We start from the raw sequence: 17,356 nt of genomic DNA, 5'->3' as shown, positions 1-17,356 counted from the left end.
CTGAACTTTATGTTTGAACAAAATATTTCATCACCATTCGTTACTGGCAAGATCCAAACTCAAGCTGAGTATTCTCCATTACGTACTCAAGCTAAACAAGCTATCAGTAACTACTTATCGCAATTAAATGGTAATGATGTAGATGATATGTACGACCTTGTACTTTCTGAAATCGAAGCGCCAATGTTAGAAGAAGTTATGAAGTATACGCGCGGTAACCAAACACGTGCAGCTAACTTGTTAGGTATCAATCGCGGTACTTTACGTAAGAAGCTTAAAAAATACGGCATGAACTAAAAAATAGACAGGTTGTCCCTGTCAATCGAAAGCACCCTAGGGTGCTTTCTTTATTTCTAGCTAAGGGGTTTTCTTCAGCTAGCTACTCATTACTGAGTAAAGGATTTATTTTAAAAAATCACTGCCAAGGACAAATGTCAACGGCCAGACAATTAAACTAACTTTAAGGTTAACAATAAAGCAATGGATACTCCACGCCCAATCAAACGTGCATTATTAAGTGTTTCTGATAAAACAGGTATTGTCGATTTCGCTCGTAGTTTAGCGCAAAAAGGTGTTGATATTTTATCAACCGGCGGCACAGCAAAATTATTAGCTGATAATGGTATACAAGTTACTGAAGTTTCTAAATACACAGGTCACCCTGAAATTATGGACGGTCGTGTTAAAACACTTCATCCAAAAGTTCATGGCGGAATTTTAGCGCGCCGTGGTATGGATGAAGCCGTTATGGCTGAAAACGATATTAGCGCGATTGATCTTGTTGTCGTTAACCTTTACCCATTTGCTAACGCAGTTAGTGATGAAAACTGTAGCTTAGAAAACGCGATTGAGAATATTGATATCGGTGGACCCACTATGGTTCGTGCAGCGGCAAAAAATCATAAAGACGTGACGATTATTGTTAATGCTCACGATTATGAGCGCGTATTAGCAGAAATGAATAGTAACGATGATTCATTAACGTATAACACACGCTTTGACTTAGCTATTGCTGCCTATGAACATACTGCAGCTTACGACGGTATGATCGCAAATTACTTTGGCAAAATGCTTAGTGCGCGAAGTGGTGAAAAAAGCGAAGTTAACTTTAAAGAAAAAAACAAATTTCCACGCACCTTTAACAGTCAGTTTATTAAAACTGAAGATTTACGTTACGGTGAAAACTCGCATCAGGATGCTGCTTTTTATGTCGAAGCAAATCCTGAAGAAGCATCGGTTTCAACGGCTAAGCAATTACAAGGCAAAGCGCTTTCTTATAACAATATAGCTGACACGGATGCCGCTTTAGAATGTGTTAAAGAATTTGATGAGCCGGCGTGTGTTATCGTTAAACATGCTAACCCTTGTGGTGTTTCTATTGGTGACAATATTTTAGCCGCTTACGAAGGTGCTTATCGTACAGATCCTACCTCAGCATTTGGTGGCATTATCGCCTTCAACCGTGAATTAGATGCCGACACAGCAGAAGCTATTGTTTCTCGCCAGTTTGTCGAAGTTATTATCGCGCCAAGTGTTTCAGAGGCTGCGGCACAAATTGTTGCTGCTAAACCTAACTTACGTTTATTAGCCTGTGGTGAATGGTCGACCAAAACTACCGGTTTTGATCTTAAACGTGTTAATGGTGGCTTATTGGTTCAAGACAGAGACCAAGGCAAAGTGACCAGCGATGATTTGAAAGTTGTTACTAAACGCCAACCCACTGCTGATGAAATGCGTGACTTACAATTCTGTTGGAAAGTAGCGAAATACGTGAAATCTAATGCGATTGTTTACGTTAAAAATAGCATGACTATTGGTGTCGGTGCCGGTCAAATGAGCCGAGTTTACTCAGCTAAAGTTGCTGGTATCAAAGCTGCAGATGAAAACTTAGAAGTTAAAGGTTCAGTCATGGCATCTGATGCATTCTTTCCATTTCGTGATGGTTTAGATGCTGCCGCTGAAGCGGGCATTACTGCTGTTATTCAACCGGGCGGTTCTATGCGTGATAATGAAGTTATTGCCGCTGCCGATGAACATAACATAGCTATGGTGTTCACCGGAATGCGTCACTTTCGCCATTAAGTCGGTTTGCTTATCGTTGGTTAAATAAAATTATTCGTTGCAAGTGCTCAAGTAGATAAACTACGCTCCGCGCTTCCGCTTTTAATTTTCACTAACCAGCTTAAAGCATTTCCAAATAACGGCTTTATTAGCCTTGTTGATAAAATGTTACACTTCAACAAGGTTAAATACTTTTCTTTTATCCCCCTTATCTGTTTCTTCTTTTAAAATCTGCTATAACATGTCGAGTTAACCTTTATTCTTGATATGGAAAAGCAAATGAAAACAATAAAAACTTTATTATCAGCTTCAATCATCAGCCTGTCATTAGCCAGTGTTTCTTACGCTGATCAAGCCATGCAACCTATGGCTAATACACAGTTAGCCCAAGCGGTTGCTAGTGAACATAGATCCGCGGCTAATAAAATGCGCGATGAATACCGTCATCCACAACAAACCTTAGAATTTTTTGGTTTTAATTCATCAATGACTGTTGTTGAGATAACACCTGGTGGTGGTTGGTACACTGAAATTTTAGCCCCAGCGTTAAAAGGCAAAGGAAAGTTAATCGGTGCTCATTATCCTGATACCGGTGAAGACAACTATTACAGTAATTCCCGTAAAAAGTTAGTAAAAAAATTGGCTAGTCATGAGATGTTTAGTGAAGTTGAACTCTCTAACTTTGTGCCTAAGAAAGCCAGTGAATTAGCCCCCGCTGGTTCTGCCGATATGGTACTGACTTTTCGTAATTTACATAACTGGGGAGAAGAAGGTGTAAGCCAAGTCTTTATTGATGCCTTTAAGGCATTAAAAACCGGTGGTATTTTAGGTGTCGTTGAACATCGTTTACCAAAAGGCGCAACAGCTAACGATATGAATAGCGGCTATGTTTCTGTGGAAAAGACAATTGCACAAGCTGAAGCTGCTGGATTTACTTTTATTGCCAGTAGTGAAGTAAATGCTAATGCTAAAGACAAAGCAAGTTATGAAAAAGGTGTCTGGACATTACCCCCGTCACTTGCATTAAAAGATAAAGAAAGAGAAAAATATCTGGCTATCGGTGAAAGTGATCGAATGACTTTAAAATTTGCAAAAGTAGCTAAATAATCTTAAGACTTGCGCCATAACTTCCCTTATAATGGCGCAAGTTTTTTAGCATATTTTCTAGCAAATAAAGTAGGGTTAAGATAAATGAATGTTTTAGTAATAGGTAGTGGTGGTCGTGAACATGCACTCGCATGGAAAGCTGCACAATCATCACAAGTAGAAAAAGTATTTGTTGCACCAGGTAATGCCGGTTCAGCAACAGAAAATAAAGTAGAAAATGTTGCCATATCCGCTGGCGATACTGCTGCACTAGTCGACTTTGCTAAAACTCAAAACATTACCCTAACGATTGTTGGCCCAGAGCAGCCACTTGTTGACGGCGTTGTTGATGCCTTTCAAGCCGAGGGGTTAACTATTTTTGGTCCAAGTGCTAAAGCGTCACAACTTGAAGGTTCAAAAGCATTTACTAAAGACTTCTTAGCTCGTCACAACATTCCTACAGGCTGGTACCAAAATTTTACTGAAATAGAAGCTGCGTTAGCTTATGTTCGTGAAAAAGGCGCACCTATTGTTATTAAAGCTGATGGCTTAGCAGCGGGTAAAGGCGTTATTGTCGCAATGACATTGCCAGAAGCTGAAGACGCTATTAAAGATATGCTTGCTGGTAATGCTTTTGGAGATGCCGGGCATCGTGTTGTCATCGAAGAATTTTTAGATGGTGAAGAAGCGAGCTTTATTGTTATGGTTGATGGCAAAAATGTTTTAGCCATGGCAACAAGTCAAGATCATAAGCGTGCTTATAATAATGACGAAGGACCAAATACAGGTGGTATGGGCGCTTATTCACCAGCGCCAGTAGTTACCGCTGAACTTCATCAACGTATTATGGATGAAGTCATATATCCTACAGTGCAGGGTATGGCTAAAGAAGATGCCCCTTATACTGGTTTCTTATATGCTGGCTTAATGATAGATGCGACAGGTACGCCAAAAGTGATTGAATACAACTGTCGATTTGGTGATCCAGAAACACAACCTATTATGATGCGTTTAAAGTCTGATATCGTTGAGTTATGTTTACTGGCCTGTGCTGGTAAGTTAGATACAGCGACTATTGATTTTGATTCACGTCCAGCGGTAGGTGTAGTATTAGCGGCCGGCGGTTATCCTGGCACTTACGCCAAAGGTAAAGTGATTTCAGGTTTAGAAACTAACCAGCATCCAGACAGAAAAACTTTCCATGCGGGCACCACTGAAATTAATGGTGAGATAGTGACGGCTGGCGGTCGAGTGCTTTGTGCTACTGCATTAGGCGAAACAGTTACACAAGCGCAAAAATCTGCCTATGCTTTATTACACGAAATAAGCTGGGAAGAAGTACAATTCAGAACAGATATTGCCTATCGTGCAATCGCTAGAGAACAAAGTTAACTTATACTTTTTAAGTGTTGAAATGAAAGCCTCTTTTAAGAGGCTTTTTTATTAGCTAAAATCCACGAATATCTCAAGATCCCCTACAGTAAACTGAAATGATCATTGTTAGGTTTTGTTTAGTTATAACTGATAAAAAATTAATAATTACTGTAGTAGCTTTAATAAAGCTCAATAACAACGCGGTATGTATGTTAATTGACCGAACGATCGATTATTTCAAATTTATGACAAAAAAGGGTTGACGCCCAGCGAGAAATGTCTAGAATGCGCTCCAGTTCCAAGGGGTAACCCAAACGAACGTTTTGATAAGTTATCTACATCACTTTAGAGTAAAGTAGTTAACTTAACGTTTTATAGATAAGGTTTGAATCTTCGAAAAGAAACTTCAAATTAAATTAAATAAAACGTTGACATCAAAACTGAGAAGCGTATCATGCGCATCTCGCTTCAGGCAAGGCCTGCAGCAACGGAGCAACGCTCCAAAGGTATAAACGAATGGGTTTTATATCTAACTCTTTACGTTAAGTAAATGAGTTTTTCTTTAACAATTAGTTATCATGCAATTTGTGTGGACACTCACATTACATTGATTTTACATAGTCGGTTCTTAATTCTCTAACGAGAGGCAAGGAAAGACGTAAAACAGTTTAATAATGATGTCACACAGATTAAGTATTAATCATACTCTTTTATTAGAGAGTGATTAGTACGTTTTATGTAGTTACTACTTCTCTTTTAAGAGTTGCTGGTAACACGACAGAATTCATTGAGCAGATGTCTTAGCTTAGGTTAAGCATCACAAACGATTTTTTAATTGAAGAGTTTGATCATGGCTCAGATTGAACGCTGGCGGCAGGCTTAACACATGCAAGTCGAGCGGTAACAGAGAGTAGCTTGCTACTTTGCTGACGAGCGGCGGACGGGTGAGTAATGCTTGGGAATATGCCATATGGTGGGGGACAACAGTTGGAAACGACTGCTAATACCGCATAACGTCTACGGACCAAAGAGGGGGATTCTTCGGAACCTCTTGCCATTTGATTAGCCCAAGTGAGATTAGCTAGTTGGTGAGGTAATGGCTCACCAAGGCGACGATCTCTAGCTGGTTTGAGAGGATGATCAGCCACACTGGGACTGAGACACGGCCCAGACTCCTACGGGAGGCAGCAGTGGGGAATATTGCACAATGGGCGAAAGCCTGATGCAGCCATGCCGCGTGTGTGAAGAAGGCCTTCGGGTTGTAAAGCACTTTCAGTTGTGAGGAAAGGTGGGTAGTTAATAGCTGCTCGCTGTGACGTTAGCAACAGAAGAAGCACCGGCTAACTCCGTGCCAGCAGCCGCGGTAATACGGAGGGTGCGAGCGTTAATCGGAATTACTGGGCGTAAAGCGTGCGTAGGCGGTTTGTTAAGCAAGATGTGAAAGCCCAGGGCTCAACCTTGGAACTGCATTTTGAACTGGCAAACTAGAGTACTGTAGAGGGTGGTGGAATTTCCAGTGTAGCGGTGAAATGCGTAGAGATTGGAAGGAACATCAGTGGCGAAGGCGGCCACCTGGACAGATACTGACGCTGAGGCACGAAAGCGTGGGGAGCAAACAGGATTAGATACCCTGGTAGTCCACGCCGTAAACGATGTCAACTAGCTGTCTGTGGACTTGATCCGTGGGTAGCGGAGCTAACGCATTAAGTTGACCGCCTGGGGAGTACGGCCGCAAGGTTAAAACTCAAATGAATTGACGGGGGCCCGCACAAGCGGTGGAGCATGTGGTTTAATTCGATGCAACGCGAAGAACCTTACCATCCCTTGACATCCACAGAAGAGACTAGAGATAGACTTGTGCCTTCGGGAACTGTGAGACAGGTGCTGCATGGCTGTCGTCAGCTCGTGTTGTGAAATGTTGGGTTAAGTCCCGCAACGAGCGCAACCCCTATCCTTATTTGCCAGCGCGTTATGGCGGGAACTCTAAGGAGACTGCCGGTGATAAACCGGAGGAAGGTGGGGACGACGTCAAGTCATCATGGCCCTTACGGGATGGGCTACACACGTGCTACAATGGCAAGTACAGAGGGCAGCAATACCGCGAGGTGGAGCGAATCCCACAAAGCTTGTCGTAGTCCGGATTGGAGTCTGCAACTCGACTCCATGAAGTCGGAATCGCTAGTAATCGTAGATCAGAATGCTACGGTGAATACGTTCCCGGGCCTTGTACACACCGCCCGTCACACCATGGGAGTGGGATGCAAAAGAAGTGGCTAGTTTAACCTTCGGGAGGACGGTCACCACTTTGTGTTTCATGACTGGGGTGAAGTCGTAACAAGGTAACCCTAGGGGAACCTGGGGTTGGATCACCTCCTTATCTTGAAGTAAAAACAGTTTAATGGAAACTCTTGAGTTTCACGAGTGTCTACACAAATTACATGATAACAAATTAGAAGAATCCCGATGGGGCTATAGCTCAGCTGGGAGAGCGCCTGCCTTGCACGCAGGAGGTCTGCAGTTCGATCCTGCATAGCTCCACCATCCTATATTTATAATATAGGAGACCATTATGATTCTTCATTAAAGAAAAGACCAAATTAAGGTTTACTTTCGTCATGCTGAACGTGTTTCAGTATCTGGTGAGTGAATATTAATTTGGTTTTTTAAACCACGTTTTTAACCGAATGCGCGTTAAGAATGAGTTCTTTAACAATCTGGAAAGCTGATATAAATAAGATATTTATAAAGCAATGAACGGTGTCGCGCTGTGATTTGCACATTTTATAAGTATCTACAAAAGCGATTAATAGTGAAAGCTATTAATCAACATTTGTTTGCTCTTACTCAGAGTAAACATCTTATTCAAGACACATTTATTTGTGCGTGAAAATGTCAGACTTTACAATTGCTGTGGATTAGTCTCCACGGTGTACTTCGTGTCGAAAGACTACTTAGGGTTGTATGGTTAAGTGACTAAGCGTATGTGGTGGATGCCTTGGCAGTTAGAGGCGATGAAGGACGTGTTAATCTGCGATAAGCATTGGTGAGGTGATAAAAACCGTTATAGCCAATGATTTCCGAATGGGGAAACCCACTGACATAAGTCAGTATCATTAAGTGAATACATAGCTTAATGAAGCGAACCAGGAGAACTGAAACATCTAAGTACCCTGAGGAAAAGAAATCAACCGAGATTTCGTTAGTAGCGGCGAGCGAACGCGAATCAGCCCTTAAGCTTATTGGGCGCTAGTGGAATGTACTGGAAAGTACAACGATACAGGGTGATAGTCCCGTACACAAAAGCAACCTTTGAGTGAAATCGAGTAGGACGGAGCACGTGAAACTTTGTCTGAATATGGGGGGACCATCCTCCAAGGCTAAATACTACTAACTGACCGATAGTGAACCAGTACCGTGAGGGAAAGGCGAAAAGAACCCCTGTGAGGGGAGTGAAATAGAACCTGAAACCGCATACGTACAAGCAGTGGAAGCCGGATTTAGTCCGGTGACTGCGTACCTTTTGTATAATGGGTCAGCGACTTATATTCTGTAGCAAGGTTAACCGATTAGGGGAGCCGTAGCGAAAGCGAGTGTTAACTGCGCGTTTAGTTGCAGGGTATAGACCCGAAACCCGGCGATCTACCCATGGGCAGGTTGAAGGTTGAGTAACATCAACTGGAGGACCGAACACACGTATGTTGAAAAATGCGGTGATGACTTGTGGGTCGGAGTGAAAGGCTAATCAAGCCGGGAGATAGCTGGTTCTCCCCGAAATCTATTTAGGTAGAGCCTCGCACGAACACCATTGGGGGTAGAGCACTGTTAAGGCTAGGGGGTCATCCCGACTTACCAACCCTTTGCAAACTCCGAATACCAATGAGTGATATGCGGGAGACACACTGCGGGTGCTAACGTCCGTTGTGAAGAGGGAAACAACCCAGACCGCCAGCTAAGGTCCCAAAGTACTAGTTAAGTGGGAAACGATGTGGAAAGGCATAGACAGCTAGGAGGTTGGCTTAGAAGCAGCCATCCTTTAAAGAAAGCGTAATAGCTCACTAGTCGAGTCGGTCTGCGCGGAAGATGTAACGGGGCTAAACTAGTCACCGAAGCTGCGGATTCATAGTTTACTATGAGTGGTAGGGGAGCGTTCTGTAAGCCGTTGAAGGTGAGTTGTAAAGCTTGCTGGAGGTATCAGAAGTGCGAATGCTGACATGAGTAACGATAAGGGGAGTGAAAAACTCCCCCGCCGAAAGACCAAGGTTTCCTGTCCCATGTTAATCAGGGCAGGGTAAGTCGGCCCCTAAGGCGAGGCGGAAACGCGTAGTCGATGGGAAACAGATTAATATTTCTGTACTTCTATATATTGCGAAGGAGGGACGGAGTAGGCTAAACAGGCACGGCGTTGGTAGTCCGTGTGAAAGTACGTAGGTGGTTGACTTAGGTAAATCCGGGTCTTCATTCAACACTGAGATACGAGACGAGACTCTACGGAGTTGAAGCTGTTGATGCCATGCTTCCAGGAAAAGCTTCTAAGCTTCAGATATATAGGAACCGTACCCCAAACCGACACAGGTGGTTAGGTAGAGAATACTAAGGCGCTTGAGAGAACTCGGGTGAAGGAACTAGGCAAAATAGTACCGTAACTTCGGGAGAAGGTACGCTACTCTCGGTTAAACCCTTGCGGTGTAAGCTAAGAGTAGTCGAAGTAACCAGGTGGCTGGAACTGTTTATTAAAAACACAGCACTGTGCAAAATCGAAAGATGACGTATACGGTGTGACGCCTGCCCGGTGCCGGAAGGTTAATTGATTCGGTTAGCGCAAGCGAAGCTGATGATCGAAGCCCCGGTAAACGGCGGCCGTAACTATAACGGTCCTAAGGTAGCGAAATTCCTTGTCGGGTAAGTTCCGACCTGCACGAATGGCGTAATCATGGCCACACTGTCTCCACCCGAGACTCAGTGAAATTGAATTTGCGGTTAAGATGCCGTATACCCGCGGCTAGACGGAAAGACCCCGTGAACCTTTACTATAGCTTGACAGTGAACATTGCTCCTACATGTGTAGGATAGGTGGGAGACTATGAAACTTTGTCGCCAGATGAAGTGGAGTCTACCTTGAAATACCACCCTTGTATGCGTGATGTTCTAACCTAGGGCCCTTATCGGGCTTGGGGACACTGTCTGGTGGGTAGTTTGACTGGGGCGGTCTCCTCCCAAAGAGTAACGGAGGAGCACGAAGGTTGGCTAAGTATGGTCGGACATCATACGGTTAGTGCAATGGCATAAGCCAGCTTAACTGCGAGACAGACACGTCGAGCAGGTACGAAAGTAGGTCATAGTGATCCGGTGGTTCTGTATGGAAGGGCCATCGCTCAACGGATAAAAGGTACTCCGGGGATAACAGGCTGATACCGCCCAAGAGTTCATATCGACGGCGGTGTTTGGCACCTCGATGTCGGCTCATCACATCCTGGGGCTGAAGTCGGTCCCAAGGGTATGGCTGTTCGCCATTTAAAGTGGTACGCGAGCTGGGTTTAGAACGTCGTGAGACAGTTCGGTCCCTATCTGCCGTGGGCGTTTGAGAATTGAAGAGGGCTGCTCCTAGTACGAGAGGACCGGAGTGGACGAACCGCTGGTGTTCGGGTTGTTATGCCAATAGCATTGCCCGGTAGCTACGTTCGGAACTGATAACCGCTGAAAGCATCTAAGCGGGAAGCAGGCTTTGAGATGAGTTCTCACTGGAGCTTTAAGCTCCCTAAAGGGTCGTTGGAGACTACAACGTTGATAGGTCAGGTGTGTAAGGACTGCGAGGTCTTGAGCTAACTGATACTAATTGCCCGTGAGGCTTAACCATACAACACCCAAGTAGTTTTACTGCGAAGTGTTTGTAGAAGACTGACATATATAGAATAACTTCACGCACTATAATGAATTGAATAAGAAAACGCTTTTATATTTATAGCTCTAGCGAGCAACAGCTTTCAAGATTGTAACCTTTTTGTCTAGCGACAATAGCACTGTGGCACCACCTGATCCCATTCCGAACTCAGAAGTGAAACGCAGTAGCGCCGATGGTAGTGTGGGAGTTCCCATGTGAGAGTAGGACATTGCTAGGCTTCTATTTAGAAAAACCCGTTACTAACGTAACGGGTTTTTTGCTTTCTGGCGTTTGAAAATGCAGCATTTATAACTAATAAAGTAGTAGCGGCTGCGATAGTGGACTTGTGTTAAACATGCCTATCTCGGGGTAGGACATTCAACGTGCCAATTGAATATACACTTAGCAGATGTTTGCTGTTTTTTACTCCAAGATGATTAACAAAGCTGAGCGTACATCGATAACAAATATACGGTAACGTTAAATAGTTATTCCCATCCTTATCAATATAGCGCTTTAGATATTTCTAATAGTTATCTGTCTACTTCTCAGATGATTAGCTTTTCGTATATACTCTATAGAATTATAATTATTTATTTTAAGTAGTGTACGTAAATGAAGTGGGAAGTAGCTAAGTCTAGAGGAAATGTTATTAATGCGATCAGAGATTTTTTTAAAAATAAAAATGTTATTGAAGTTGAAACACCATCACTCTCTATGGGAACAGTAACAGACCCTTACCTTGATGCCTTTAGCACCCAATACAACTATTTAGATAACAGCGATATAGATCAATCTCAACAGCTATATTTACAAACTTCACCTGAGTTTCATATGAAACGACTACTTGCCTCAGGTTATGGCTGTATCTTCCAAATCTGTAAAGCATTTCGTCATGAAGATTCAGGCCGTTATCACAATCCTGAGTTCACCCTATTAGAATGGTACCGTATAGGTTTTGATCAACACGATTTAATGGCTGAAGTTGATGAACTATTATCTACAGTGGTAAAATCGCCAAAATCTGAAAAAATATCCTATCAAAATTTATTCATTAAATTCGTCAGTATAGATCCCTTAACAGCAACTTTTAATCAATTATATGAGGTTATCGAGTTACACGGTAAAGCCGCAGATTGGTTGTATGAATCAGATGATTGTGACTTATTACTACAGTTTATCTTTTCAGAAATTATAGAAAAGAATATTGGCTTATCTCGACCATGCTTTGTCTATAATTTTCCAATTGCGCAAGCTTCTTTAGCTAAAGAGTGTGTTGAAGATAAACGTGTCGCCCAAAGATTTGAATGCTATTTTAAGGGCGTTGAGTTAGCAAATGGCTTTAATGAATTAACAGATGCTGATATTCAAATAACAAGATTTGAACAAGATAACAGTAAACGTCAACAACTAGGACTTGTTACTAAAAATATAGATGAGAACTTTATTAAAGCTCTACAATCAGGGCTACCACAATGTGCAGGAGTAGCTTTAGGTATCGACCGCTTAATGATGATCGCGCTAAAAAAAAGTGCTATTGAGGATGTAATTTCTTTTCCGATAGAACGCGCTTAAAAGTTTTGTGATACTATATCAATTGTGATATTATCCACTTTTAAAAGTAATTATTATCTAATTGTAAGGGGAGTATAAAGTGCTTGATCGTATTGGAATAACCGCAACATCACTTTGTGCGCTTCATTGTATCTTATTACCGGTATTGTTACCGGCACTGCCTTTACTAGGATTAAGCTTTTTAGCTGACCATGCATGGGAACATGTATTTTTATTAATGACTGCTGCACTAGGTACTTTAGCCTTGTTTTCCGGTTTTAAAAAATACCATAGAAAATATTACCCATTCTACTTACTTTTTTTAGGTATTGGTATTTACTGGATAAAGCATGATTTTTCAGAAGATATTCAGCCATTCTTTATTGTGATTGGCGCAAGTTTGATTGTAGCAGCCCACATCATTAACTTGAAATTATGTAACAGTTGTAAACAGTGTATCAGTGATACATGTGAAAGTAGCTAAACAGCTACCTTCACATACGTCATCACATATTAAGTTCTTTTAATTTTCTTGTTAACGTATTCCTTCCCCAACCTAATTTTTTAGCCGCCTCTTGCTTTCTTCCTTGTGTATAATGAAGCGCTCGTTCTAATAGTATTTTCTCAAATTCAGGCAAAGCGGTATCAATTATATTATTATTCCCTTTTGCTAATTGCTCATCAACCCACTCTTGCAACGCAACTGGCCATGATGATGCTTCTGCAGTAGGGTTTGTTAATGAGGTATTCTCAGCAAGTTCGCTCGGTAAATCATCTAATATAATTTCTTTACCACTTGCCATTACCGTTAAGTAACGACAAATATTTTCAAGCTGACGAACATTTCCTGGCCAAGCACATTGCTGTAAATAATTAAGAGTGGCTTTGTGCAAGGTTTTTTGTTCAACCTCTAATTCTTTTGCAGCTAAATGTAAAAAATGATTAATGAGCTGTTCAATATCTTCCTTGCGTTCACGTAAACTGGGTAACTGTATTCTAATGACATTTAAACGGTGAAATAGATCTTCACGAAAATCACCATTACTGACTTGAACCTCTAGGTTCTGATGTGTAGCCGCAATGATCCTTACGTCAACTTTAATAGGTGAATGACCACCAACGCGATAAAATTGTCCATCGGCGAGTACACGTAATAAACGTGTTTGAATATCTAAAGGCATATCGCCAATTTCATCAAGAAACAAGGTTCCTTTATGCGCTTGTTCAAAGCGCCCCTGTCTTACGGCATTCGCGCCAGTAAACGCACCCTTCTCATGGCCAAATAACTCTGATTCAATTAAATCTTTTGGTATTGCAGCCATATTTAAAGGAATAAAGGGAGCATTCGATCGTGGACTATGCGTGTGGAGGGCATGTGCAACAAGCTCTTTACCTGTACCAGACTCGCCATTAATGAGTACACTGATACTCGAACGTGATAGTCGTCCAATTGCCCTAAAAACTTCTTGCATAGCTGGAGCCGCGCCAATGATTCCAACGGGATCAGGTGCTACTATAGAATGCTTACGTTTAGCACTTTGTTCTCGAGCATGTGTTAGTGCCCGTCTTGTTAGAGAGATAGCTTCGTCAGTATCAAAAGGTTTAGGTAAGTATTCAAATGCCCCACCTTGATAGGCATTTACAGCACTATCGAGATCAGAATGTGCAGTCATTATGATCACCGGTAGGTTAGGAAAATGCTCACTAACACGGCTAAGTAAAGTCATACCATCAATATTTGGCATCTTTATATCAGAAATTATTATTTCTGGTTGTTGGTGCTCTAGGGCGATGAGTAAGTCTTCTGGTTTCTCAAAAGAGGCTACAGATATATTTGCTCCTGATAAGGCTTTTTCTAACACCCAGCGAATAGAGCTGTCATCATCTACAATCCAAACTTGCTCAACATTCATTATTATTCTCTTCTTGTAAAGGCAGTAAAATTAAAAACTCAGTATGACCTGGTCGGCTATAGCAAGATAATTTACCCTTGTGCTGTTGCACTAAGGTTTGTGAAATAGACAAGCCTAAACCTGTACCGTTATCACGTGCAGATACCATAGGGTAAAATAGAGTGTCTTGAATCTTTTTCGGAATACCAGGGCCATTATCAATAACACTGATTTGAACACAAAGTTTTACACGTCTTCCATTAATGGTTTTATTACTAGCGGCTCTTGTTTTGAGGGTTATGTTACAACCCTCATCAATAATTTGAACGGCGTTGTTAACAATATTCAAAACCGCTTGTTGAAGCTTATCTTGATCAAAACTTATTTCAGGAATAGAGGGGTCATAGTCTCTAATAAATTTAATATTTTTAGGGTTGTTAAAATTAATCAGCTTAAAAACTTTCTCTAAGACAATATGAATATTTTGTTCTGCCATCTGAGGTAATTGATTAGGGCCTAAAAGCTTATCAACCAAATTAGTTAAACGGTCGGCTTGTTCAATAATCATTTCAGTATATTCTTGTTGCTCTTGCGTCAATTCTTTACTTAATAATTGTGCAGCGCCGCGAAGACCGCCCAATGGATTCTTAATTTCATGAGCAAGCCCGCGTATCAAATCTCGAGATGACTCCCATTGCTGGTGCTGAAATGCTTCGATACTCATTTGTTTTTGCTGATCAATCTGTTTGAATTCTAAGATAATATGTGGCTGTTTGCTGAACTCAACAGACGAGGCTGTTATTTCCACGGTAATACGGCTGTGATCAAAGAATTCAATGGTGACATCACTGTCACTAAATTCTTGGCCAGAAGTTAGCAGTTGTTCTAAACGTTCCTTTTTAATAGGAGAATTGTAGAAGACGGTTGTAATTGGTAAGTTGCACAGCTTGTTAAAACTCTTAACTAATAGCGCTTCTGCTGCAGGGTTAACATATTTAATCGTTAATTTATTATCTAGCACTACAAGTGCTGTAACCATTTGATTTGGCAGCTTTTGTTGGTAGCTAAATTTTAATTGCTGATCTCTATTGCTGTTGCTAGACATAAAAACCTTTTGCACTGATGTAGTGCGACAAAATATTAATGTAGTTACATTTGGTGCAAGTTTCACCAAATGCTACTTAATTTGCGTTATTAACCGATGCTCTATGCATATAAAAGGTTATAGGTTTTGATAATGCAATTATCTTGCCTTTTTCATTAAGTAATTGCATTTTTATGATATGTTCGCCGCGATCTATATTTCGTAGCACAAACATCGAGTGAGATTGCGGAGGTTGATGGGGTTTACCATCTAATAAAAGTTGAATAGCTAAGCCTTGTTTAAAGATAGGTTTGATACTACCTGCTATGTAAACAGAGCCAGTGTTGTCTCTAACCGTGGCATTTTGTTTAGGTTGGTTAATTTCAACCTGGTAATCATCTTTGATAATTTTTGGTGTTAAATCTAGCATTGAGGTATCAACAGAAGAGGCCGTATTGGGTTCTTTTATTTCAACTTCTTCCGCACCAGTTTGAGGGCTATCAGAAAAAACTAAGATACCATCATCACTTCTCCAAACATAAATTTTGGTTGCCGTCGCAAAGGTATTACAACTAAGTAATGTGATGATTAAAGTTAATAACAATAAAGAATAACGCAAAAATTTAGCTCAACTTAAAATACTTACCTTAAACTTATATAATTAATCGTCTATTTGCCACAAAAAAGCTCACCGAAGTGAGCTTTTTTTTCATTTAATCATATAGTCTAGATTATACGCTGTAATATAATTCAAACTCTAATGGATGAGTTGTCATGTTTACGCGTTGTGATTCAGCACGTTTAATAGCAATGTATGCATCAATCATATCTTTATCCATAACACCACCAGCGATTAAGAACTCATAATCAGCTTCTAAGCTTTGTAAGGCATCTTCAAGCGATGTTGCTACTTGTGGGATAGCTGCAGCTTCTTCTGCTGGTAAATCGTATAAATCTTTATCCATCGCATCACCAGGATGAATTTTGTTTTTAATGCCATCAAGACCAGCCATTAATAAAGCAGTAAAAGCTAAATATGGGTTTGCTGCTGGATCAGGGAAGCGAGCTTCAATACGCATTGCTTTTGGTGATGGAACAATCGGTATACGAATTGATGCAGAGCGGTTACGTGCAGAATATGCAAGCATTACCGGCGCTTCAAAATGTGGAACTAAACGTTTGTAAGAGTTAGTTGCTGGGTTAGTAAAAGCATTCAATGCTTTAGCATGCTTAATAATACCGCCAATATAATAAAGCGCCATTTCAGATAAGCCACCGTATTTATCACCAGCAAATAAGTTAACACCGTCTTTGGCAAGTGATTGATGAACATGCATACCAGAGCCGTTGTCGCCAACTAATGGCTTAGGCATGAAAGTTGCTGTTTTACCGTAAGCGTGAGCAACGTTATGAACAACATACTTGTATATTTGAACTTCATCAGCTTTTTTAACTAAGGTATTGAAGCGACATGCAATTTCGTTTTGACCAGCTGTTGCTACTTCATGGTGATGCGCTTCAACAACTAAGCCCATTTCTTCCATAACCAAACACATGGCTGAGCGAATATCTTGTGATGAATCTACAGGAGATGTCGGGAAGTAACCGCCTTTAACACCTGGACGGTGACCCATATTGCCTTCTTCGTATTCAGTACCTGAATTCCAAGCGGCTTCTTTATCATCAATTTTATAGAAAGAACCACTCATATCAGTACTAAAGCGTACATCATCAAATAAGAAGAATTCTGGCTCAGGACCAATTAATACAGTATCAGCGATACCTGTGCTACGTAAGTACTCTTCAGCGCGTTTTGCAACCGAACGAGGATCACGGCTGTAGCCTTGCATTGTACTTGGTTCTAAAATATCACAACGAATATTTAATGTTACTGCATCTGTAAAAGGGTCTAATACCGCAGAATCAGCATCAGGCATCATTACCATGTCAGATTCATTAATACCTTTCCAACCTTCGATAGAAGAACCATCAAACATTTTACCGTCTTCAAAAAAGTCTTCATTTACTTGGTGATAAGGAATTGAAACGTGTTGCTCTTTACCTTTTGAATCAGTAAAACGTAGGTCAACAAATTTAACATCGTTGTCTTTGATTAAATCTAATACGGCTTGTGACATGTAAAGTCTCCAGTGTCATTAAAATAAAATACGTTTGCATTTCGCATGATGGGCATAAAGCGAAATTCATGCCAACAGATAAAGCCTTTATATATAAGGTGTTAACTTATTTAGTAAAGCCTGCTTGCACCACTGTTGTGCGCGAGTTGCTCTAAATTGGTGCACCTGCTGGTTGTTGGTGCTTAATAGTATAACAGGGCATTACGATTCGTGTATGGAGAATTTAATAGGTGCTGAAATATTTGTTGCTGTCTTTGTTGACTTCGTTGCTGTATAATTCGCGCCCAAT

The 17,356-nt window shown here is 41.1% G+C and carries 10 protein-coding genes, 1 tRNA gene and 3 rRNA genes; 10 read left to right on the top strand and 4 right to left on the bottom strand.

The window, feature by feature from the left end:
* Positions 1–9: 9 nt before the first annotated feature.
* The 10 genes from fis to A3Q34_RS08860 all read left to right on the top strand — a co-directional run bounded on the left by fis (position 10) and on the right by A3Q34_RS08860 (position 12,437).
* A complete protein-coding gene (gene fis / locus A3Q34_RS08905; RefSeq protein WP_070375036.1) occupies positions 10–297 on the top strand; it encodes a DNA-binding transcriptional regulator Fis in 288 nt (95 codons plus the stop codon).
* 183 nt (positions 298–480) lie between these two features.
* A complete protein-coding gene (gene purH, locus A3Q34_RS08900; RefSeq protein ID WP_070375035.1) occupies positions 481–2,082 on the top strand; it encodes a bifunctional phosphoribosylaminoimidazolecarboxamide formyltransferase/IMP cyclohydrolase in 1,602 nt (533 codons plus the stop codon).
* 258 nt (positions 2,083–2,340) lie between these two features.
* Positions 2,341–3,168, top strand: a complete 828-nt coding sequence (locus tag A3Q34_RS08895) for a class I SAM-dependent methyltransferase (RefSeq protein ID WP_070375034.1) — start codon at positions 2,341–2,343, stop codon at positions 3,166–3,168.
* A gap of 84 nt (positions 3,169–3,252) precedes the next feature.
* Positions 3,253–4,539, top strand: a complete 1,287-nt coding sequence (gene purD, locus A3Q34_RS08890; RefSeq protein WP_070375033.1) for a phosphoribosylamine--glycine ligase — start codon at positions 3,253–3,255, stop codon at positions 4,537–4,539.
* Between the two features lie 814 nt (positions 4,540–5,353).
* Positions 5,354–6,898: ribosomal RNA gene (locus A3Q34_RS08885) — 16S ribosomal RNA — on the top strand.
* A gap of 88 nt (positions 6,899–6,986) precedes the next feature.
* Positions 6,987–7,062: transfer RNA gene (locus A3Q34_RS08880), tRNA-Ala, on the top strand.
* A 422-nt stretch (positions 7,063–7,484) separates the two neighbouring features.
* Positions 7,485–10,375, top strand: a 23S ribosomal RNA gene (locus tag A3Q34_RS08875).
* Between the two features lie 147 nt (positions 10,376–10,522).
* A 5S ribosomal RNA gene (gene rrf / locus A3Q34_RS08870) occupies positions 10,523–10,637 on the top strand.
* The 16S, 23S and 5S rRNA genes sit together here with 1 tRNA gene alongside, the layout of an rRNA operon.
* A 377-nt stretch (positions 10,638–11,014) precedes the next feature.
* A complete protein-coding gene (gene epmA / locus A3Q34_RS08865) occupies positions 11,015–11,974 on the top strand; it encodes an elongation factor P--(R)-beta-lysine ligase (RefSeq protein ID WP_070375032.1) in 960 nt (319 codons plus the stop codon).
* A 79-nt stretch (positions 11,975–12,053) separates the two neighbouring features.
* Complete coding sequence (locus A3Q34_RS08860; protein ID WP_070375031.1) at positions 12,054–12,437, top strand: MerC domain-containing protein; 384 nt, start codon at positions 12,054–12,056, stop codon at positions 12,435–12,437.
* Between the two features lie 22 nt (positions 12,438–12,459).
* On the opposite strand, the gene glnG is transcribed toward A3Q34_RS08860, so the two are convergent.
* From glnG to glnA, 4 genes are all read right to left on the bottom strand, one after another.
* Positions 12,460–13,866, bottom strand: coding sequence for a nitrogen regulation protein NR(I) (glnG, locus tag A3Q34_RS08855; RefSeq protein ID WP_070375030.1), 1,407 nt, complete (start codon positions 13,864–13,866; stop codon positions 12,460–12,462).
* Positions 13,856–14,950: a nitrogen regulation protein NR(II) gene (glnL, locus tag A3Q34_RS08850; RefSeq protein WP_070375029.1), complete on the bottom strand. Its 1,095-nt coding sequence runs from the start codon at positions 14,948–14,950 to the stop codon at positions 13,856–13,858. Before glnL ends, glnG begins: the two co-directional genes overlap by 11 nt.
* A 76-nt stretch (positions 14,951–15,026) precedes the next feature.
* Complete coding sequence (locus tag A3Q34_RS08845) at positions 15,027–15,548, bottom strand: DUF4124 domain-containing protein (RefSeq protein ID WP_070375028.1); 522 nt, start codon at positions 15,546–15,548, stop codon at positions 15,027–15,029.
* Between the two features lie 112 nt (positions 15,549–15,660).
* Positions 15,661–17,067, bottom strand: coding sequence for a glutamate--ammonia ligase (gene glnA / locus A3Q34_RS08840; RefSeq protein ID WP_070375027.1), 1,407 nt, complete (start codon positions 17,065–17,067; stop codon positions 15,661–15,663).
* Positions 17,068–17,356: the final 289 nt, after the last annotated feature.

The sequence above is a fragment of the Colwellia sp. PAMC 20917 genome (assembly GCF_001767295.1).
Classification (GTDB): Bacteria; Pseudomonadota; Gammaproteobacteria; order Enterobacterales; family Alteromonadaceae; genus Colwellia_A.
Note: the sequence above shows the minus strand (reverse complement) of the source record. Positions and strands in the feature narration are given on the sequence as shown.